This window comes from Secundilactobacillus kimchicus JCM 15530 (assembly GCF_001433995.1).
GTDB lineage: Bacteria > Bacillota > Bacilli > Lactobacillales > Lactobacillaceae > Secundilactobacillus > Secundilactobacillus kimchicus.
In genome coordinates this window covers 226,081-247,028 of record NZ_AZCX01000003.1, presented here as the reverse complement: position 1 = coordinate 247,028, position 20,948 = coordinate 226,081, and the positions used below count along the sequence as shown (strand labels likewise).

At 47.9% G+C, this 20,948-nt stretch carries 16 protein-coding genes and 1 tRNA gene; 13 read left to right on the top strand and 4 right to left on the bottom strand.

Translation table 11 applies throughout. The features are described from left to right. Window positions 1–34: 34 nt before the first annotated feature. Complete coding sequence (locus tag FC96_RS05720; RefSeq protein ID WP_056942328.1) at window positions 35–943, top strand: metal ABC transporter solute-binding protein; 909 nt, start codon at window positions 35–37, stop codon at window positions 941–943. A gap of 100 nt (window positions 944–1,043) precedes the next feature. Here the strand turns inward: FC96_RS05720 and FC96_RS05715 are convergent, their stop codons facing one another. Further along, window positions 1,044–2,471, bottom strand: coding sequence for a DHA2 family efflux MFS transporter permease subunit (locus FC96_RS05715; protein WP_056942327.1), 1,428 nt, complete (start codon window positions 2,469–2,471; stop codon window positions 1,044–1,046). A gap of 299 nt (window positions 2,472–2,770) precedes the next feature. Between FC96_RS05715 and FC96_RS05710 the strand changes: the two genes are divergently transcribed. The 4 genes from FC96_RS05710 to FC96_RS05695 all read left to right on the top strand — a co-directional run bounded on the left by FC96_RS05710 (window position 2,771) and on the right by FC96_RS05695 (window position 8,456). Beyond that, complete coding sequence (locus tag FC96_RS05710; RefSeq protein ID WP_082593362.1) at window positions 2,771–4,795, top strand: DHH family phosphoesterase; 2,025 nt, start codon at window positions 2,771–2,773, stop codon at window positions 4,793–4,795. Window positions 4,796–4,878: 83 nt separating this feature from the next. Continuing rightward, on the top strand, window positions 4,879–5,331 hold the full coding sequence (gene rplI, locus FC96_RS05705) for a 50S ribosomal protein L9 (protein ID WP_055679612.1): 453 nt from the start codon (window positions 4,879–4,881) through the stop codon (window positions 5,329–5,331). Between the two features lie 70 nt (window positions 5,332–5,401). Beyond that, on the top strand, window positions 5,402–6,799 hold the full coding sequence (gene dnaB, locus FC96_RS05700) for a replicative DNA helicase (protein ID WP_056942326.1): 1,398 nt from the start codon (window positions 5,402–5,404) through the stop codon (window positions 6,797–6,799). Between the two features lie 481 nt (window positions 6,800–7,280). Next, on the top strand, window positions 7,281–8,456 hold the full coding sequence (locus tag FC96_RS05695) for an MDR family MFS transporter (protein WP_056942325.1): 1,176 nt from the start codon (window positions 7,281–7,283) through the stop codon (window positions 8,454–8,456). 85 nt (window positions 8,457–8,541) lie between these two features. Here FC96_RS05695 and FC96_RS05690 read toward each other — a convergent pair whose 3' ends face one another. Continuing rightward, window positions 8,542–8,997, bottom strand: coding sequence for a GNAT family N-acetyltransferase (locus tag FC96_RS05690; protein WP_056942324.1), 456 nt, complete (start codon window positions 8,995–8,997; stop codon window positions 8,542–8,544). A gap of 192 nt (window positions 8,998–9,189) precedes the next feature. Here FC96_RS05690 and alsS point away from each other — a divergent pair, with 192 nt between their 5' ends. Both alsS and budA read left to right on the top strand, forming a co-directional pair. Next, the gene (gene alsS / locus FC96_RS05685) at window positions 9,190–10,860 is read left to right on the top strand and encodes an acetolactate synthase AlsS (RefSeq protein WP_056942323.1); all 1,671 of its coding nucleotides are present in this window, start codon (window positions 9,190–9,192) and stop codon (window positions 10,858–10,860) included. Window positions 10,861–10,882: 22 nt separating this feature from the next. After that, the gene (gene budA, locus FC96_RS05680) at window positions 10,883–11,593 is read left to right on the top strand and encodes an acetolactate decarboxylase (protein ID WP_056942322.1); all 711 of its coding nucleotides are present in this window, start codon (window positions 10,883–10,885) and stop codon (window positions 11,591–11,593) included. A gap of 76 nt (window positions 11,594–11,669) precedes the next feature. On the opposite strand, the gene FC96_RS05675 is transcribed toward budA, so the two are convergent. Next, window positions 11,670–13,040 carry an FAD-dependent oxidoreductase gene (locus tag FC96_RS05675; protein ID WP_056942321.1) on the bottom strand — a complete coding sequence of 457 codons (1,371 nt, stop codon included), beginning with the start codon at window positions 13,038–13,040 and terminating at the stop codon, window positions 11,670–11,672. A 247-nt stretch (window positions 13,041–13,287) separates the two neighbouring features. After that, a tRNA-Lys gene (locus tag FC96_RS05670) sits at window positions 13,288–13,360 on the bottom strand. 371 nt (window positions 13,361–13,731) lie between these two features. On the opposite strand from FC96_RS05670, the gene yycF reads away from it, so the two are divergent. The 6 genes from yycF (at window position 13,732) to FC96_RS05640 (ending at window position 20,879) form a co-directional block, all read left to right on the top strand. Next, window positions 13,732–14,451: a response regulator YycF gene (gene yycF, locus FC96_RS05665; protein WP_056942320.1), complete on the top strand. Its 720-nt coding sequence runs from the start codon at window positions 13,732–13,734 to the stop codon at window positions 14,449–14,451. Between the two features lie 36 nt (window positions 14,452–14,487). Beyond that, entirely contained in the window at window positions 14,488–16,362 is a 1,875-nt protein-coding gene (gene walK, locus FC96_RS05660; RefSeq protein WP_082593357.1) for a cell wall metabolism sensor histidine kinase WalK, read from the top strand. Further along, entirely contained in the window at window positions 16,352–17,650 is a 1,299-nt protein-coding gene (locus FC96_RS05655) for a YycH family regulatory protein (protein WP_056942319.1), read from the top strand. Before walK ends, FC96_RS05655 begins: the two co-directional genes overlap by 11 nt. 24 nt (window positions 17,651–17,674) lie before the next feature. Then, window positions 17,675–18,508: a two-component system regulatory protein YycI gene (locus FC96_RS05650; protein ID WP_056942318.1), complete on the top strand. Its 834-nt coding sequence runs from the start codon at window positions 17,675–17,677 to the stop codon at window positions 18,506–18,508. Between the two features lie 137 nt (window positions 18,509–18,645). Continuing rightward, complete coding sequence (locus FC96_RS05645; protein ID WP_056942317.1) at window positions 18,646–19,452, top strand: MBL fold metallo-hydrolase; 807 nt, start codon at window positions 18,646–18,648, stop codon at window positions 19,450–19,452. A 131-nt stretch (window positions 19,453–19,583) separates the two neighbouring features. Beyond that, window positions 19,584–20,879, top strand: coding sequence for a S1C family serine protease (locus FC96_RS05640; RefSeq protein WP_054660295.1), 1,296 nt, complete (start codon window positions 19,584–19,586; stop codon window positions 20,877–20,879). The last annotated feature ends 69 nt before the right edge of the window (window positions 20,880–20,948 follow it).

Here is a 20,948-nt window from a genome sequence, read left to right as displayed (position 1 = left end):
AATAATTACTTTTTATTTTGGGGGCTATTTTGAAATGTTTAAAACGCACCGGTTTTTAAAGCGACTGGCGGCCGTTGTTGCCGTGTTCAGTCTCGGAATTGTCTTGGCTGCTTGTGGTCAGACGTCAGGTCAAAAAAAGAGTGGCCAAATCAACGTCGTGACGTCGACTGACTTTTATGGCGAAGTGGCGAGGGCCGTCGTTGGTAACAAGGGAACGGTTAAGTCAATCATCAACAAGCCGTCTGTTGACCCTCACGACTATGAGCCAACGCCGGCTGTGGCAAAAGAAGTGGCGGGCGCTGACGTGGCTGTAGCCAACGGAATTGGTTACGATACCTGGATGAATAAGCTGGTAAGCCATGGTCACGATACCACTTTTCTCAAGGTTGGCGAGAACGTGATGCATAAGAAAGATGGCGATAATCCGCATCTTTGGTACAACCCTAAAACAATGCCGGCCCTGGCCAACGCCTTAGCTGCAAAGTTTGGGACTTTACAACCTAAAAATAAGGCTTACTTCCAAAAAAATGCCCAAAAGTATATTGAGTCGTTAAAACCAATTAATGCAGAACTTGACCAATTAAAAGCAACGGCCAAGAAAACCGCTAATAAGGCGGTTTATGTGAGTGAGCCGGTCTTTGACTACGCGATTGAAGCCATGGGCTTTAAAGTTGGAAACCATGGCTTTGAAGAGGCCGTGGAAAACGAAACAGATCCGTCGCCTAAAATGCTCACGGATATGCACCAAGGGCTTAAAAAACGGCAGGTGGCCTTCTTCGTTTACAACAAACAAGTGACGAGTAAGACCGTGCAAAACCTGGTGGCCATGGCGAATGAAAACCGGGTCCCAGTGCTTAAAGTAACCGAAACGCTGCCGGCTGGCCATGATTACAAGTCATGGATGCTAGACCAGTATCGAGCACTTAATCAAATTTTGAAGTAATTCTAATAAGGGGTGGCTTGACAGCGTTCAAGCTGCCCTTTATTTTGCTTAAAACTCAAAAACCCGCCAACCAAAAGTGGTTGACGGGTTCGTTAACGGATTATGACTTGGTTGACTGCTTAAACGACGTCGTGGTAAACGTGATTAAAAGGGCAATCACCGATAGGCCAATTGGCAACCAGATAGCCACGTGGGCCCCAGCGGTAAAGGCTGCTTGGGGGGTCGCCAGATGACTATTGGTTCGGCCAAAGACCAGTAGACTGGTGGCTAGGGCGGTTGCAATGGCCCCGACAATTTGTTGGAGGGTGTTCATGATGGTGCTACCATCGCCCGAAGCTGGTCCGTTCAAGGCGTTCAGTGCGTGGGTTTGAGCGGGGGACATAGCCAGTGGCGCTCCGATCATCATGACGATGTGAGCGGCAATCACCATGGCCAGGCTACTGTGAGCGTTGGTCATCATCAGCATGCCGGCGCCAATCAAAGCGATAAAAAAGCCAAGCCGGGTGAGCCATTTGGCCCCAAAGTTATCAAATAAGCGGCCGGAAATAGCGGATACCAGAGCGTTGACCACGCCACCGGGTAACATGATAATACCGGTCATCGCCACAGCTACTGCCAGGCCATTTTGCAGGTACATGGGCAGGATATACATGGCTGATAAGATGATTCCGAAGTCTAACATCACCAGCAAAGCACCAGCTCGAAACGCCGGATTAGCGAATATTTTGAGGTTTAAAATAGGTTGTTCAAGGTGCAGTTGCCGGTAAATGTAAATGGCTAAAGCGATGAGCGCAACGACGAAGAGACCAAGGACCATTGGCGATCCCCAGCCCTTGTCTGACGCGAAGCTGACCCCCATAACCAACCCAGCAAAACCGATGACGCTGGTCAAAATTGAGAGGCCGTCGATTTTTTGGTGCGTTAAGTCGCCGACGTTTTCAAGTGAGGTCACGGCAAAAATTAACGCAATGGCTAGAAACGGAACAAATGACCAGAAAATCCAGTGCCAAGATAATTTGGCAAGAATCAAGCCAGTCAATGTTGGGCCGATGGCCGGGGCAAACATGATGACTAACGCACAGACTCCCATGGCCGTGCCTAACTTAACGGATGGAAAGACCTGCATGGCGACGGTAAACATGAGCGGTAAAATGAGGCCAGTCGCAATTCCTTGAATCATCCGACCCATTAACAAGAGAGCAAATGATGGGGCCAGGGCCGCAATGACGGCCCCAACGATAAAGTCTAACAGCCCAAAAATGACAATTTGACGAGTGGTTAACCATTTAGTTAATAATGAGTTTAGAGGCAACACAACCCCGATAATGAGCATGTAGCCGGTCACTAGCCATTGAACGGTGGCGGTTGTCACACCGAGGTTAGCTTCTAGTTGGGGAAGCGCAATATTAAGAGAGGTCTCGCTAAACATTCCAACAAAGGCGCCGATCAGCATGCTGACCATGGCAAGTTTGGGGTGTTTAACGACGACCCGAGGTTGTGTAGCACTCAAAGTTGCAGTTTGTTCCATAGTTATTAAGTCCTACTTTCATTTCATTTTTTACACAACTGGTTACATTACCAGAAAAAAATGATCTTCGTAAGTGTTTTTGAAAAAAGTTTGTGGGCGAACAAACTGGGCCATTGATTAACCGGTCTAGGTCTACTGAGGGGACGCTTCTCGTTGGGGCTAATGAATCGTTTGTTAATGCTGCTACATTGGTTTAGCTGATTGGTGAGGCCCCACGACAAATCCGGGTGAAATATCGAATCAAATCGGGGATTGTGCTAAAATGTAACTACTATTACCTAAAGATTAGGGGAGTCATCATGAATGATTTTTTCTCACGAGGCAGTATGCCTGAATTTTTAAGAAACCAGCGATTGAGAGGCATCGCACTGTTTATTTTTGCGTTGTCTGCGGCCGGGCTTATTTTGGCATTCATGTACTCTTGGGTTCTTGGTGGTATTGGTCTCGTGGCCGTCATTATTTGTCTGATCTTTACATTGAACACGATGAACAAAATTAGTGCGGATACGAACCGGTATATTGCAGACTTATCGTTTCGGATCAATCGAGGCGAGCAGCAGGCGCTGATTGACATGCCCGTTGGGGTCATGATTTTCGACGAGAACGATGCGATTGAATGGGTTAACCCATACCTCCAACAGTATTTTGGTGACACGAACGTTTTGAGCCACCGGTTAAGCGACGTCGCACCTGAGCTTGACCAGCTTATCAAGGACAATGCCGGCCAGGAGCATCCGACAACCGTGACCTGGGGTGACCGGCAGTTTTCAATGCTGGTCCAGCCTGATGTCCAGGCGGTTTACATGATGGAAGTCACCCACTTTGCACAGATTCAACAGCGCTATGATAACGAGCGAGTGGCGATTGGGCAGGTTTTCTTGGATAACTACGACGAGATTACCCAGTCGATGACCGACCAAGATATCAGTAATTTGAGAAACTACGTGACGAATGCGTTGTCCCAGTGGGCCCAACAGTATGGCGTCTACTTGAAGCGTTTGGATGACGACCACTTCTTCGTCTTCTTATACGCCCAGTCTTTAAAGGCCATTGAAGAAGATAAATTCAGCATTTTGGACACTATTCGAGAAAGCACGTCTAAGCAGAATTACCCGTTAACGCTGAGTGTCGGGATTGCATACGGCGATGCCAATTTGACGAAGCTAGCGGATCAAGCACAAAGCAACCTTGATCTGGCACTTGGTCGGGGTGGTGACCAAGTTGTGGTTCGGGCTCAAGACGAAGAGGCTCGGTTCTACGGTGGTAAAACGAATCCGATGGAAAAGCGGACTCGAGTCCGGGCCCGGATGATTTCGCAGGCCCTTCAAGAGTTAATGAGTCAGTCGGACCAGATCTTTGTTCAGGGGCACCAACAACCTGACATGGATTCGATTGGTGCCTGCATGGGGATTCGGCGAATTGCGCAAATGAACGGTAAGACGTGCTACATTGTCCTAGACAAGCACAGTGTTCACTCTGACGTTCAACGCCTATTGGATTCACTGGCAGACTATCCGGAGATCTCAGATGCCATCATTACGGCTGATGAGGCCCTAAACCGTGCGACAAAGCAGAGCTTACTCGTGATGGTGGACCATTCGAAGCCATCCCTGTCGATTTCAAGTGACTTGTATCACCGGCTCGAAAACCGGGTAATGATTATTGACCATCACCGCCGGGGCGAAGAGTTTCCAGAAAACCCAATGTTGGTTTATATCGAACCCTATGCCAGCTCAACGTGTGAGTTGATCGCGGAAATGTTTGAATATCAGTCCCAGGAAAGTGAACCGATTAATAAGATCGAAGCAACGGCGATGTTAACTGGGATCTTCATTGATACCAAGTCGTTTAGCCTTCGGACCGGGTCACGAACCTTCGACGCTGCCAGTTACCTGCGTTCTGCCGGGGCCGATTCGGTGCAAATGCAACAGTTGATGAAGGAAAATGTGGATGATTTCTTGCAACGTAACCACTTGATTGAACTCGTGGAATTCGTTAACGACGGGATGGCTGTTGTGGCGGGGGAGGAAGACCAGATTTACGACTCCGTTACAGCAGCTCAGGCAGCCGACGACCTATTGAACATGTCCGGCGTGGATGCCTCGTTTGTCATTACGAAACGTGATGATGGTCGCATCGGGGTTTCTGCACGAAGTTTAGGGCAGGTTAACGTTCAGATTATTATGGAAAAAATGGGCGGTGGCGGTCACTTATCAAGTGGCGCGACCCAGATTGCCGACCACACCATAGCCGATGTTAAGCAACAGCTCATCGATATTTTAAATGGTCAAGATGCGGCCGCCGAAGACGGTGACGAGCAGTAGAGAATGTGGTAGGATTGTTGAATGAAATAGTCGTTAGCGGTCTCGCTAGTGGCGCAAATCGAACGCTAAAGGAGTGATTGACTGTGAAAGTCATCTTTTTACAAGACGTTCGCGGTAAAGGCAAACGTGGCGAAGTGAAGGACTTACCCGATGGTTACGCCCAAAACTTCCTTATTAAACAAGGGAAGGCAAAAGCAGCAACAAAGGGTGCTATGAGCCAACTAAAGGGTCAACAAAAGGCTGAAGAAAAGCGGGAAGCTGAAGTAAAAGCTGAAGCTGAACAGCTCAAATTAAAGCTGGAAGATGATGCGACGGTGGTCGAGTTAACGGCTAAAGCTGGCACGGATGGGCGGTTATTTGGGGCCATTTCCAGCAAGCAAATCATTCAGGCATTAAGCAAGCAGTATGACATTAAGCTGGATAAGCACAAGATGGAATTAAACGAACCAATCAAAATGATGGGTTACGTCAACGTTCCAGTTAAGTTGCATCAAGACATTACCGCAACGATTCGGGTGCACGTCAGCGAAGCATAGACACGTCGTCAGGGCAGCCAGAGTGCTGCCTTGTTGGCGTTTCGGGTTAATTTTAAAGGGGAACTAGAAAATGAGCGAAGGATTGCGCGATCAAACCCCGCCCCAAAACATTGAGGCGGAAAAGGCCGTATTAGGGGCCATCTTTTTGAATACTGATGCGTTAGTCGATGCTATGGAGCAGATCCAAGCAGACGACTTTTATCGTCGGGCCCACCAACTCATTTTTCAGGTGATGATCGATCTGAATGATCGCGATGAAGCGATTGATGCAGTGACGGTCACGGATGGATTGACCCGGCAAAACCAATTGGAAGACGTCGGCGGTGTGAACTACATTGCAGAGCTGGCTTCTTCAGTGCCAACGGCGGCGAACGTCACCTATTACGCTAAAATTGTTCGGGAAAAATCCACCCTTCGTAAGCTGATTCAAACGGCAACTCGGATTGTGACGGATGGTTACGCTGAGGATGAACCAGTTTCCGACATCTTAGATAGTGCTGAACAGGCCATCATGAGTGTTTCGGAATCCACAAATCAGTCGGGGTTTAAGGTCATCAAAGACGTGTTGAATAGCACGTTTGAAGATATTGATCGGTTGTCACAACAAGAAGACACCGTGACGGGGTTATCAACGGGATATCGGGATTTGGATAAAATTACAACCGGCCTCCACGAAGATGAACTGATGATTTTAGCGGCCCGACCGGCTGTTGGAAAAACCGCTTTTGCCTTAAATATTGCGCAAAACGTCGGGACAAAAACAGATAAAGCCGTTGCCATTTTCAGTTTGGAAATGGGTGCCGAATCGCTGGTGAGCCGGATGTTGTGTGCGGAAGGTAGTATCAATGCGAACCACTTGAGAACCGGCCAATTGGCGGAAGATGAGTGGCAAAACCTCATTGTGGCGATGGGCAGCCTATCCAAGGCCAAGATTTTTATTGACGATACGGCAGGGATCAAAATGTCTGAAATTCGGGCAAAATGCCGACGGTTAGATAAGGAACAAAACGGGAACCTTGGGTTAATTCTCATTGATTATTTGCAACTCATCGAATCGGGAAGCGCCGAAAACCGACAACAAGAAGTGTCGGCAATTTCTCGGAGCTTGAAGAAGTTGGCCAAGGAACTGCACGTGCCGGTCATTGCGTTATCCCAACTTTCCCGGGGCGTTGAGCAACGCCAAGATAAACGACCTGTGTTATCGGATATTCGTGAATCAGGATCGATTGAACAAGATGCAGATATCGTATCGTTCCTGTACCGTGACGACTACTACGAACGCGAAGACGGTGATGATAACGACGGTGGTGGCGGTGGTGGTCAAGATGACACCCAAGACGTTGGTGAAGTTGAAGTCATCATCGAAAAGAACCGGTCGGGTCCGCGGGGAACGGTGAAGTTGTTGTTCGTGAAATCGTACAACAAATTTTCGTCCATTGCGTACACGCCAGATCAAGCGACTTATTAGGTCGACCGAGGGCTCAGCCCGCGTTGACTTTTCAGAAATACTTAAAACAGCGGTCTGCTGACAAAGCGGACCGCCGTTTTGGTTTCGCTAGAATCTGGCTGAATGATGATTGACACCGGTGCGGAACCATGCGATACTGTTTCCTGGTGCCAAACCATGGCGAGTTCACAACGATCGGCGCGAAAGCGTTCAGAAGGTCGGCGTGGCTCGCCGCTTTTTTGTATGCCACCCAAAAACCAAAAAAGCGCAGCTCGTTAGGGGGGAACGAGCTGCGCTTAGAGTCAATCGCCTTTAAAACATTTAGAGGAGTTTGGGGGGAGTTATTCATGCAATGTTTAGGTTTAAGTTTAAAGGTGATAGCCAACTAACTTTAATTGACTATGGTGCCATCTTAATCCAAAATTGTGATGAAAGTTTGAATTTAAAGTTTCAATTTGTAAAAAGGGGTTAAGAAGTTCTAAAGTTGAAGGGGAGTGAGGGTGTGCAAACCATACGATTAAAGTGGTTGGTCACCGGTGCCTTCATTAGTAGTGTGGGCAATAGCTTTATCTGGCCGTTGACCAGTGTGTATTTACATAATAATCTACATCAATCGTTAACGACGGTCGGCATTGTATTACTGCTGTATTCTGGGTCAAACATCGTGGGCAGTTACGTTGCAGGACAACTGTATGATCGGTTTAATCCGTTTCATCTCATGATTGAGGGCATTAGCTTAGCAACTCTGACGACGTTTTTGATGATATTTTGGCATGGTTGGCCAGCCTATCCCGTTGCGCTAGTTTTTGTGGGATTTGCGACTGGTTGGTTAATTACGGTGACCAATTCCCTTGGGACGTCCATTAAGGGCCGTGACGGTCGGTTTGTCTTTAATATGCTGTACTTTGGTAACAACCTTGGCATTGTTTTTGGGACTTCGATTGTGGGGTTTATTTACAGCCACAGCATTCCCATGTTATTTGTTATTGCCACTAGTTTGTACGTGATTTTTATGGTGGTCGTTCTAACCAAGTTTCGGCCGGCAGCCAACGTTGTTCAGTCTAGGCAGGCACGGCGGGCTGACTCAGCCCAATTACCCAAGGCGAATATGACCGTGATTTACGTCTTTTTCATTTCATTGGCCATCATCTGGGTGATGTATCAGCAATGGGTGTCAAACCTATCTGTTTACATGACCGGGATGGGGATTCCGATGGAAAAATACAGTTTCTTGTGGACGTTAAATGCCGGTTTGATCGTCATTTTTCAGATTGGGATCAACTGGCTGGCTCACTGGTTCAAAAATCCATACTGGCAAATATACATCGGCTTGATCTTTGTGACGTTATCGTTCGTTGTCCTGATTTGGGCTCACCAATACCGGGACTTTGTTGTGGCGATGACAATCTTGACGGTGGGGGAAGCGACTGCATTTCCGGCAATTCCTGCTTTGGTTAATGACCTGACACCGTTTGCTAGCAAGGGAAAGTATCAGGGCTTGTCTAACTCGTGGGCGTCAGCGGGGAAGGCGCTAGGGCCGTTATTTGGCGGACTGATTATTGAATCTGTGTCCTATACTCGGTTATTTGAAATTGCGGTTGTCGCCAATATTGCCGTCCTTGTTGTCATCATGGTTGTCGTTAAGATGGTCGGGAAAAAGGCTCAGTCGTTTCGCTAATGAGGGGACTAGGGTCACAAAAAAATAGCGCTGAACGGTGAAGTTCAGCGCTATTTTTTTGTGGAAATGTTTCACGTGAAACATTTTACGATTTTGAGGGTTCATTCATGGCGGCGTGCGTCATTAGAATATGGGGTGTTGAATGGTATGTGAAGGGGGCGCCTTGGGTTTCAAAGCCAAATTTTTGGTAGTAACCTTCGACTTGTTCTTGGGCGTTGATCTTGATCGGCAGATCACCGTAGTACTGCTTGATGGCGGCCATGACCTGAGTCATCAGCTCGGAACCGAGACCCTGGCCACGAAAGGCAGGGTTGGTGACGACGCGACCGATTGTCACGGCACCATCGGGTGTCTCGAAGATTCGGGCGTAAGCGGCAACCTGGCCGTCGACGACCTTGAAAATGTGGCGTGCTTTTAAGTCGTCATCGTCAACTTCTTGATAGACTCGATTTTGAGCCACGACGAAAATGGCAACTCGTAATTTTAAAATGGCATGGAGCTCTGTCGCAGTTAATTCTGAAAATGATTTTACGGTCCACATAATTAACACGTCCTTTGTAGGTGCTGTGACGCTAGCACAAATTCAACCCAAATATTATAGGTCATTTTCACTAACTTTGTCTACTAAAAATAAAATTATAAAACCCTTGATAAATTAGGCCTTTTTCGTTGACTTTGAGGGCTGAAACCGATAGCGTAATTCACATGCAAAGCGGATGAAAGGGTGAAATAAATGACAATTTCTAAAAACGGTGCAGCGGCATTAGTGCAGTCGATGATTAATCAGGGTGTGAAGTATGTTTTCGGGATTCCTGGCGCAAAAGTGGATCAGTTGTTTGACTTGCTTGAAAACACGGATAATCCGGCAGCACCACAGTTGATTGTGACGCGTCACGAGCAAAATGCAGCGTTGATTGCCGCCGGGATAGGGCGGTTAACTGGGGTTCCCGGTGTGGTTGCCGTGACGTCTGGTCCCGGGGTGTCTAATCTTGCCACCGGATTGATCACAGCGACTTCAGAAGCGGATCCCGTCATCGCCATTGGTGGTCAGGTGCCCCGCGGTGACTTGTCCCGCTTAACACACCAAAGTATTGCCAGTACGGCGCTTTTGAAGGCGGCCACAAAGTCCAGCGTTGAGGTTGAAACGGCTGATAATTTATCGGAAGTGTTCGCAAATGCCTATAACGAAGCGGTCAGTCCCAAGCCTGGGGCCACGTTTATTTCAATTCCGAAAGATGTCTTGAGCGAACCGGTCACGGTGCCAGAAATTAAGGCGTTGAAGCCGGTCCATCAGGGACAAATCGACACGGAAAGTTTGGCGACGCTCGTGAGCCAGCTAAAAACGGCAAAGCGGCCCGCTATTTTAGTCGGGATGCGGGGGTCGACCCCAGCCGTCGCTGAAGCCCTTCAAAAGCTGCTACGTCGGTATCATGTGCCAGTGGTTGAGACTTTCCAGGGGTCAGGCGTGATTTCTCACGACCTCGAAGACCAATTCTTTGGTCGGGTAGGTCTGTTTCACAACCAAATCGGGGATCAGCTGTTGCAAAACAGTGATTTAGTATTGACCGTTGGATATGATCCCGTCGAGTACGAAGCGCGGTTCTGGAACCCGGATCGGACCGGTCAGACTGTCGCAATTGATAGTGTCACACCAGAGATTTCGACAGATTACCAGCCTGATTTAACGGTGGTTGCTGACATTGCGGCTTCGTTGAACGCAGTTGCTGCGGCGTTGCCTGAGGGCCTGGTCTTAGCAGATGAGCAGCAACGTGAACTTCAAGACCTTAGGACGACCTTTGCGGCCCAAAATACGGTGCCGGACAGCAAACCGGGTCAGGGGGTGCACCCCTTAGCCATCGTGGCCGAATTGCAACGGCAAGTCACTGACGAAACAACAGTGACCGTCGACGTGGGTTCCCACTATATTTGGATGGATCGACATTTTCGGAGTTATAATCCCCGCCACCTCTTGTTTAGTAACGGGATGCAAACGTTAGGGGTTGCCCTGCCGTGGGCCATTGCGGCGGCACTCGTGCGACCTGGGAAACCGGTGATTTCGATTTCAGGTGACGGTGGATTTTTATTTTCCGGCCAGGAATTGGAGACCGCGGTTCGATTAAATCTCAACATTGTTCAGTTGATCTGGAATGATGGTTTCTACGATATGGTCAAGTTTCAGGAAAAGGCGCATTATGGGCGTGATGCGGGCGTTACGTTGGGGGCAGTCGATTACGTTAAATATGCCGAAAGCTTTGGGGCCCAAGGACTGCGGGCTGAAACACCAGCAGAATTGCAGGCCGCGTTAACCCAAGCTCTGGCCACGGACGGTCCATCGCTCATTGATATTCCAGTTGACTACCGTGATAACATTAGATTTGTGACGGATTCGTTAGCCGATTTGTAAATTTAGTTAAGGACGTGAAATGATGTCAGATACGAAGACCCTTTTTCAACATGGGACGTTAGCGCTCCTAGTACCTGGATTGTTGACTGGTACGGCAACCATGGCTGATATTTTAGCCCATGGCGACACGGGTATCGGAACGGGTGAGGGATTGGATGGCGAACTGATTATTTTGGATGGGGTCGTCTATCAAGCCGACGCAAACGGCCAAATTAACGAGGTGGACGCCCAGTTTACCACGCCATTTGCCAACAGTCATTTTGCCTCATATGAGCCCTTAGTGACGGTTTCTGACCAATCTCGAGCTGCGTTGCAAGCCGCTATCTTGACCGCGTCAAACAGTGCCAACACGTTTTTTTCAATCCGGCTTCACGGGATTTTTAAAAACGTCACGACTCGGGTCGTTAAAAAGTCAACAAAGCCCTATAAAACTCTGGCACAAACGGCTGCTAGTCAGGTGGTTTTCCACCGCGACTTGGTGGAAGGCACCCTGCTAAGCTACTACGCACCGCAGATCTTTGATGGGGCGGCAGTCGGCGGCTTCCACAGCCATTTTTTGGCGGACGATCACCGGTTTGGTGGGCACCTCCTATCTTATGAAACAGCGACGGGCGAGGTTGATTTTCAGCAGTTTGACCGACTGGATCAACAGTTACCGACAAGCGATGCTGCGTATATGAACCACGACTTTTCGGCGGATGACATTCTTGAAAGCATCCATAAAAGTGAATAATAATTGTGATAAAAAACGGTGAGTCAGGCGACTTTAGTCGCCTGACTCACCGTTTTTAGTTAGCTAATTATTGAATTTAGAATTGGCTCTCCCCCAATGCGTGTTGGGCGGCTAAGTTCCATAGACTCCACTGTCGGTCAAATCCGGGCTGGAAGAAGAAGTCGGTCTCGGCCAGATCTTCTAGGCGTAACCGTTGAGAGATAGCTAACGCCAAAACGTTGCCTTGAGCGGTAACGTCGTACGTAGATAGAACAGCGCCACCGAGGATCCGGTGAGTGGCGGGGTCAAAGACGAGGTTTGCTGAAACCGTTGGGTTATTTTTATCGGCTGGGACATAACTCGGACGAAGCGTGTCCTGATAGAAACTGATCGAAACAGGTACCCCGGCTTTTTTAGCTGTCGTGGTGTTAAGACCGCTGGTCGCAAAATGATAATCAAATACGCTTAGCGCACTGGAGCCGACGAGACCCTTAAACGGCACGGTAGGTTGTTTTTCGAAGAGGTGCTGGCAAACGTACCGGGCTTCTCGTCGGGCAACGGTGGCTAGAGCAATTGGGAGTTTAGTTTCGGCCGCAATTGAATAGGCGAGCGTGGCATCACCAATAGCGTAGACATCGGGGAGGTTGGTTTGTAAGTATTCATTAGTCTGAATAAAACCGTGATCGTCAAGGTCAACGGTACCTTTGAGCCAGTCAGTACTTGGCTTGACACCAGCCGCTTGAATGACGAAATCGGTGTCGACCGTCCCTTTATCCGTTTCAACACCAGTGACCCGATCGTGACCTTTAAAGGCCTTGATTGTCGCACCCATAATCAGGTCAACACCCTGCGTTGTTAAGTGTTGAGTCAAGATATCAGTCATGTCATGGTCCAAGTAGGTTCCCAATGGGCGGTCAATCATGTCGATTAGGGTGACGTGCTTGCCCGCTTTCCGGCTTGCTTCGGCGGCTTCAATGCCGATGTAACCGGCCCCGATAACGGTGATATTTTGAACCGAAGGATCGTCTAGCTTCGCTTTGATTGTGGTTGCCCAATCATAGCCCCGCATGAGGGCAACGTTAGCTAGGTCGTGGCCAGGAACGGGGAGCCGGTTGGGGACCACGCCCGAGCTCAGAATTAATTTATCATAAGCGACGGTCTGGCTTTTGCCGTTGACGGTGTCGTTGACGGTCAACGTTTTATCGTCGGCATTAATCTGGCTGACTTTGTGGTTGTTGAGGATGTGGATGCCTTGATCCGTAAACAGCTTGGGTTCAAAATTTCGCACATCCGAAACATTCGTCACGCTGTTTTCAAGGTAAAGTTCCATTCCACAGGACATAAACGAAATAAAGTCACCTGCTTCAAATAGGGTGATATCGAGGTTATCATAACGGTGTAGGAGTTCCAAAATAGATTGGTGACCACCGTGAGAAGCACCAACAATAACGACTCTTGTTTTTTCCATGACCAATTCCTCCTCGTTTAATAATCGCCTATATATTAGAATGATTCTAAATAAATATCAAGGTCCATTTGCAATTTTTTGAGTTGGCAATTGGATTGGCCCCCGAGCACCCACCCAAAAAAGCGGCCCCGCAAATATTGTGCGGGGCCGCTTTAAACTGATGGAGAATTAGAATTATTTTGAACCATAAAAAAACCAGCAACCACGGTGGTTAAACACGGCGTGGAAACTGGTTAGTGTTGTATAATGGGCAGTCAGGGGATCGAACCCTGGACCCACGGATTAAGAGTCCGTTGCTCTGCCAGCTGAGCTAACTGCCCATATCGGTATGTGTTAACTGTTGAATTACTTAATCAATCAACGTTAAATATAATATCATATGGCCAAAGACGTGGCAACAGTTTTTTTGCATTTTTTTGCAAGAAAATTCTCAACGATGATAAATTATTGATTTACCCCGGTTCAAACAGTCGGCCAAAGCACCGGTCTGCTTGGAAAACACGTTTAAAATGGGTGTGTTATAATAGGTGATGTGTACCTGAACCAAAAGGACACCATTAATCGCTTATGCGATCCCCTGAACGTCTTAACGGTGGCTGTGCTCCCCCGTTAAGGTCCGAAAACGAGCACCTAATTTACTGACGAAACTTACTCGAACGAATAACCGCTATCTGGAGGAGGATATTTTCAGATGAAGAAAATTCTAGTTGTCGATGATGAACGACCAATTACTGATATTATGAAGTTTAACTTAAACAAGGAAGGCTATGATGTTGCCGTTGCTTCCGATGGTGAAGAAGCCTTGAAATTAGTTGAGAGCGAAAAACCCGATTTAATTGTGCTTGATTTGATGCTTCCCAAGGTTGATGGCCTTGAGGTTGCTCGTCAGGTTCGGATGAAACACGATACGCCGATTATCATGGTCACGGCTAAGGACTCTGAGATTGATAAGGTCTTAGGCCTTGAGCTGGGGGCGGATGACTACGTCACAAAACCGTTCTCAAACCGGGAACTGGTTGCCCGAATTAAAGCTAACTTACGCCGTCAAAACTCCGTCAGCACCGCCGAGACTAGCGATAATACGGATATTGAAGTCGGTGACATTGTGATTCATCCTGATGCTTACGCAGTGTCTAAACACGGCGAAAACATCGAGTTAACGCACCGTGAGTTTGAACTATTACATTATTTAGGCCAACACATTGGTCAGGTCATGACCCGGGAACACTTACTACAGACGGTGTGGGGTTACGACTACTTCGGTGATGTCCGAACGGTGGATGTGACGGTTCGGCGATTACGGGAAAAAATTGAAGATAACCCAGGTCACCCGGTATGGTTAATTACCCGTCGTGGCGTGGGCTATTACTTACGCAATAGTAGTGATGGCGATGCAGCTGGGCAAGCGTAGCTCAAAGTTTGAAGCACGCGAAGGGGTAAGCAGGGTGTGAAACAGAAACTTAAATGGTACCATTCAATTCAGTTTAAAATTGCGTTTGTTTTTGCAATGATGTTGCTGATCACGCTGGAAATTGTTGGTGCCGTCTTTGTGCAACAACTGGAAAGTCAGAACTTACGCCAGTTTAAAAACCAAATTTCACTTCAGCGGTATGTTAATACGAATTTGACGACTCAACTGTCGCGGGCAAATACGACGTCAGCGAACCGTCAAATCCGCATTTTGCTGTCTGATGCCAACATTCCAAGTACGGCTAACGCTCAAATTCAAGTGATTGATACCAAGGGCACCATCCGTGGGACGAACGAGGCCAATAATCAGCAGGTTGTTGGGCAAAAAACGACGGATAACGCCGTTAAAGTTGTGATTTATAATAACAGTGCGGGGGCGGAGTCGACGACTTACGACGCCGCCACGAACCAGTACTATTACACAAAAATCACGCCGTTAATCAAGCAGAGTAACGGGAGCAGTACGCCGGTTGGTGTTGTTTACATTCGGGCGAGTCTGCAATCAGTTTACGATGGTATTAATAAAGTGACGGGAATCTACGTGGTCTCGGCCATCATTGCCATTGCTTTAGGGCTAATATTATCACTCGTTATTTCCCGGGCAATTACCGTGCCAATCACCGAAATGAAGGAACAGACCATGCGAATCGCTCGAGGAGACTATTCTGGTCAGGTTCAAGTTTACGGAAACGATGAGTTGGGTCAGCTGGCCATTGCCGTTAATAACCTGTCTGTTCGAGTCGAAGAAGCGCAGGAATCCACGGAGTCTGAGCGCAGGCGGTTGGATTCTGTGATGGCTCATATGACCGATGGGGTGATTGCGACCGACCGTCGCGGGAATGTCACGATTATTAACGAGACAGCTGTGGAATTTTTGGAGATTGACTCCGAAAAGGCGATTGGTCAGTCCATTCTCGATATCTTAAACATTCGTCAACAATACACGTTGCGTGATTTATTGGAGGATCCCGACGAAATTATGTTGGACTTCTCAACGGACGACCACGACTTGATTTTGCAGGCCTATTTCTCACTGATTCAACGGGAATCCGGCTTTATTAGTGGGTTGGCTTGTGTGCTTCATGATGTGACGGAACAACAAAAAATCGACCAAGATCGGCGTCAGTTCGTGTCGAATGTGTCGCATGAGTTACGGACACCGCTGACCAGTGTTCGGTCGTATATCGAAGCTTTATCTGATGGCGCTTGGCAGGATCCTGAAATTGCCCCGCAGTTTCTAAAGGTGACTCAGGACGAAACCGACCGAATGATCCGGATGATTAATGATCTGTTGACGTTGTCACGGATGGACTCGGGGACTCAGAAGCTTAACCTTGAGTTGGTCAACATCAACGAGCTCTTTAACTATGTCTTAAACCGGTTTGATATGATTATTGATTCTGACGAACAAAACGACCGGTTGGACAAGCATTACACGATCAAACGAGAATTTACCAAGCGTGATCTGTGGGTTGAAATTGACACGGACCGCTTTACTCAGGTGTTAGACAACATTATGAACAACGCCATCAAGTATTCACCTGATGGTGGGGTGATTACGTGTCGTTTAGTCGAGACGCAAAATACCGTCGTGTTGAGCGTCACGGACCAGGGATTGGGGATTCCACGAGCGGATATCCCCCACGTCTTTGACCGGTTCTACCGAGTGGATAAGGCGCGTTCTCGCGAACAAGGTGGGACGGGATTAGGTCTCGCTATTTCAAAGGAAACCGTTCAGTCATTGGGCGGGAAAATCTGGGTTGAAAGTCGAGAAGGTCACGGCTCGACCTTCTACATTTCACTGCCGTATGAACCGTTAGAAGAGGGGGCGGATCTCTGGGATGAAGCTTAAAAAACTGATACTACCAGTCGGTCTGGCCGTCGCGGTGCTTGTTAGCCTCGGAATGTCGGGGATGCTCTGGACGAATCCGGCCCATTCTAACCTCAATGATTCAACGAAACCGGGCAATAGTAACGATAATGCCACGAACGCTTCATTTCGCGAAGTGAACTTGCCAAATCAGATTATTTACACAGATAAGGCGGGCAACCAATCGCTACTCTCAAATAGTGAAACCAATCTTGCCGCGGAATTTCAAGGCCTGCTGGGGACCTTTTCGACGCGCCAGGTGGCCACGGTTAGTAACCATTCAGAAACCCCTTATTTCGACCAGTTAAACCGGAAAAATAGTGTGGTATTGGATCTCGGAAACGTGATTAACTCACAGTATTTTAAGTCGGTTTATAACCAAAAGTTCCGGATCAGTAATCGGAACTTTAACCGGGTTCAGTTACTGACGAACGATTCGGCGCACATTTACCTGTTAAATGATTCAACAAAACAGGTGAGTCGCGTCACCGTCACAGGAAACAGTCAATCGAAGCTCAATGATATTTTGACTGAACCGCGAGTTGCCACCCAGGTTGAATTTCGTAACTGGCACGGCCGACCACTGGTTTATTACCCAAAGAAAACAACGATGAAAGTTTACAGCTATCAGGCTACCCAACAGTCTGAGAGCTACTATGCCAACCGGATCATGACAACGAATACGAACTCTAATATGCAGGTTAAAAAGCATAAGACCAGTACCACCTATGACGACCGCGGTTTTCGCCACATGGTCGTCAACCGGAACGATGGGACGGTGACGTTTACGAATTATGATTCGCAGACGGGGAGTAGTAGTTTCTTAACGATGATGCAACGGGCCTACTCGCAGATGGTGATGGTTGGCATTCCGCTTGATAACGTTCGGCTCTATTCGTATGATGCTAAACAGCACCAAATTATTTTCCGAACGTACGTCGAAGGCATGCCGGTCTTTAATCAAACGGGCTTTGGGGCGGTGCGAACCAAGATTTTGGGGCAGGATTCCTACCGCATGAACTTCTCGTTAGCCAGCCTTCAAGTACCAATTCCGCCGTCGACGCAGACCACAACGGTGATGTCGACGACTGAGTTGCTAGCTAAGCTCGCGGCGTTGGGAATCTCGGCTAAGAAAATTGATGACATTCAGCTGGGCTATCACTGGACCTGGGATAAAACCCTGAAGAAAGTGGTGAACTTAGTGCCAACCTGGTATGTCTCGATTAATCATCAGTGGAATCGCTACGACACGCTTGTTAATGGTCAATAATCTGTTAGAAAGGAGGTCCCTAACGTGAATTTCAAGCGAATTATGCTGATCTTTTTGGTCATTTTCGTTTTCATTGATGGGTTTCTGTTTTTTTCCTATAACCGGAGCACGGTCGGTGACTCATCGACGAATGGCAACAACGTGTTAGATGAAATGCGAAAAGACCAAATTGCCTTTTCAAAGCCAAGTAATGATGCGCATTATGGCTACTATTTCTCGGCAACGCTGACGAATGATCTTCGTCAAAACGCGACCAATTTACAGCAGCAGACGTATCATTTCAGTGGCACTGAACTGATTAGTCAGTTTAAGGAGCCCATCACGGCCGATAATAGTGGGGACCTCAAGAAAGCCGTTGATAAGGTTGTTAGCAACGCCAACTTGGTGAGCCACGGGAGCGAATACCGTTACAGTAAGCAGTTATCCAATCAGGATCAGTTAATCTACGTTCAGCGGGTCGCTAAGGGACCGGTATACTCTAAGGATGGTCAATTACGATTTACCATCAGCGATAACCACCGCGTGATTGGCTATTCACAAAGCTACTTGGATAACGTTGATCTCTTACGCGAAAAGACCAAAACTATTAGTGAAGAACGGGCCTTAACTTGGCTATATCAATACAACGAAATTCCAAATGGCACGAAGGTCACTTGGGCGAACCTCGCTTACACGCGACTTACCACAGCGCGGGGTAAAGCGGTCTTTTTGCCGACGTGGGTGTTTGCGTTGAAGCCCAATAATTCTGATACTGTGGTGATGAAACGGGTCAACGCTTACACGGGTGAGATTTTGAAAACTGGATCCAGCCAGTCACCATCAAGTAATGCGAATCCAGAGATTCTCTCGATGACCTGATGCGCTAAAATCGTTGCGTTTTTCAAAAAAATGCGGTGTAATGGACTTGTTTGGATTCACCGCGGCGAATCCCCCGGCGGCCGCAAGGCATGGCGGGGGTTTGTTAGTTAGACTGATCAAGGGAAGTTGGACAGATAATGAGTGAAGTAGGCGGGATGAAGATTAGTGTACTAGCCAGTGGCAGTACGGGAAATTGTACTTATATCGAAACGGCACAACATAAGATTCTAGTGGACGCTGGTTTAAGCGGTAAAAAATTGGCGGGGCTGATGGCCTCCATTGGAAAAGACATCGGCGAAGTTGATTCGTTATTTGTCACTCACGAACACTCAGATCATCGCAAGAGTGTTGGCATTTTGGCCCGTCGCTACGACTTAAACGTCTATGCAAACCAGGGAACGTGGGACGCAATGGCCCCCAAAATTGGGGCGGTGCCAACCGAGAAGAAGAACCTGTTTGCGCCGGACATTACGTTGTCGATGGGCGACATCGACGTCGAAAGTTTTAGCGTCTCTCATGATGCGGCGGAACCCCAATTCTATGCGTTCCATAGTGGGGGCAAGTCGTTTGTTATTTTAACTGATACCGGCTATGTCTCTGAACACGTCGAAGGGACGATTCGCAACGCTGATGCCTATTTGATGGAGTGTAACCACGACGTTGAGATGTTACGGATGGGCAGCTATTCGTGGCCGTTAAAGCAACGGATTCTAAGCGATACGGGCCATTTGTCAAACGAGGATGGTGCGGATGTTCTAATGGATGTTTTGGGGAACAATACCAAGCGGATCTTTTTGGGGCACCGGTCGCAGGAAAACAACATGAAGTCACTGGCCCACTTAACCGTGTCATCAATCATGGCCGACCACGACTTTGGTGTGAATCACGACTTTCAGATTCTTGATACGGAGCCGGAAAAAGCCAGTGAATTGATGACTCTTTAAACTTTTTTAGGACTTTCTTATACTTTACAATAAAAAGCTTTCAAACTTTATTCAAATCTAAGCGTTACACTATGGTTGTACGTATTTAAATATTCGTTTGACAGGGAGGGAAGCGCATTTCGCGCGACTTGATGGATAATCAACAAGGACCAGATTCACCGCAACAACCAAACCGTTCACAAAATCGAGGGTTGCTCACTAAAGTAGCCGTTACGGCGTTAGTTGCCGGTTTGTTGGGTGGCGGCATTGCTTTTGGTGGTGCCACTTACGTTTCTAACCACACGTCAACTTCAACCAGCGTGCCAGCTGGGTCAAATAGTGGCGGGACGACCAGCACTAGCAAGATGAGCGTCAAGGTAGATTCTCAAGCCTCCAAAGCCTTCCAGGCCGTTAAGGGATCCGTTGTCTCAGTGATCAATATGCAGAGACAAAGTCAGAGTTCTAGTGGATTAAGTGGGATTCTGGGCGACATGTATGGCAATAGTAGTAGCTCCTCAAGTAATAGCAAGAGCAGCCTGGAAACGGCTTCTGAGGGCTCAGGTGTCATTTACAAGAAGTCTGGGAATGCCGCTTACGTTGTTACGAACAACCACGTGGTATCGGGCTCTAATGCGCTTGAGGTTATCTTAAGTAACGGTAAGAAACTAGAAGCAAGTTTAGTGGGTAAGGATGCAGTAACCGACCTTGCCGTGTTAAAGATTAACGGTAGCGACGTCAATAAAGTGGCCAGCTTTGGTAATTCTGACAATATTCAAGTTGGTGAAAGTGCGTTAGCTATTGGCTCACCATTGGGGTCCCAATATGCGACCTCACTGACTGAAGGGATTATTTCGGCCAAGAAACGAAGTGTCCCAGTGACGGATGAGTCAACCAACCAGCAGACAGGTAACGCCACGGTTATCCAAACGGATGCCGCAATTAACCCTGGGAACTCCGGCGGACCGCTGATTAATTTGGCCGGTCAGGTGATCGGGATCAACTCGATGAAGTTGGCCAGTGATAACAATGGGACTAGCGTTGAAGGAATGGGCTTTGCAATTCCAAGTAACGAAGTGGTCTCCATCATTAACCAGCTGATTGCTAAGGGGAAGGTTGTTCGGCCAGCCCTTGGGATCAAGTACGTCGACCTTGCCAACATCTCACAGAGCCAACAAAAATCAGTCTTGAAACTGCCAACCAGCGTTTCAAGCGGGGTTGTGGTGATGGCAAATCCAAGTTCAGGTACGCCGGCATCTGCGGCTGGTCTGAAGAAGTATGACGTCATTACGTCCCTTGGCGGTAAAGCCATTAGTGATGATGCCACCCTTCGCGACATCTTGTATCAACACAAGATTGGGGATACCGTGTCAATTACGTACTATCACAATGGTGCGAAGAAAACGACTAACGTTAAGTTAACCGAAACAACCAGTCAGCTTAATCAATAAACGACAGTAAGGGCCAGCAAGTCAATCTTGCTGACCCTTTTTTGTGAGTTTAGAAAAAGTCGAATATTC

What these genes read in the sequence shown, in the direction of transcription:
- FC96_RS05690 (WP_056942324.1), bottom strand. Translation starts at nt 8,997, where the DNA reads ATGTGGACCGTAAAATCATTTTCAGAATTAACTGCGACAGAGCTCCAT.
- FC96_RS05715 (WP_056942327.1), bottom strand. Translation starts at nt 2,471, where the DNA reads ATGGAACAAACTGCAACTTTGAGTGCTACACAACCTCGGGTCGTCGTT.
- FC96_RS05645 (WP_056942317.1), top strand. Translation starts at nt 18,646, where the DNA reads ATGAGTGAAGTAGGCGGGATGAAGATTAGTGTACTAGCCAGTGGCAGT.
- budA (WP_056942322.1), top strand. Translation starts at nt 10,883, where the DNA reads ATGTCAGATACGAAGACCCTTTTTCAACATGGGACGTTAGCGCTCCTA.
- dnaB (WP_056942326.1), top strand. Translation starts at nt 5,402, where the DNA reads ATGAGCGAAGGATTGCGCGATCAAACCCCGCCCCAAAACATTGAGGCG.
- FC96_RS05710 (WP_082593362.1), top strand. Translation starts at nt 2,771, where the DNA reads ATGAATGATTTTTTCTCACGAGGCAGTATGCCTGAATTTTTAAGAAAC.
- alsS (WP_056942323.1), top strand. Translation starts at nt 9,190, where the DNA reads ATGACAATTTCTAAAAACGGTGCAGCGGCATTAGTGCAGTCGATGATT.
- yycF (WP_056942320.1), top strand. Translation starts at nt 13,732, where the DNA reads ATGAAGAAAATTCTAGTTGTCGATGATGAACGACCAATTACTGATATT.
- FC96_RS05720 (WP_056942328.1), top strand. Translation starts at nt 35, where the DNA reads ATGTTTAAAACGCACCGGTTTTTAAAGCGACTGGCGGCCGTTGTTGCC.
- FC96_RS05675 (WP_056942321.1), bottom strand. Translation starts at nt 13,040, where the DNA reads ATGGAAAAAACAAGAGTCGTTATTGTTGGTGCTTCTCACGGTGGTCAC.
- FC96_RS05640 (WP_054660295.1), top strand. Translation starts at nt 19,584, where the DNA reads ATGGATAATCAACAAGGACCAGATTCACCGCAACAACCAAACCGTTCA.
- FC96_RS05655 (WP_056942319.1), top strand. Translation starts at nt 16,352, where the DNA reads ATGAAGCTTAAAAAACTGATACTACCAGTCGGTCTGGCCGTCGCGGTG.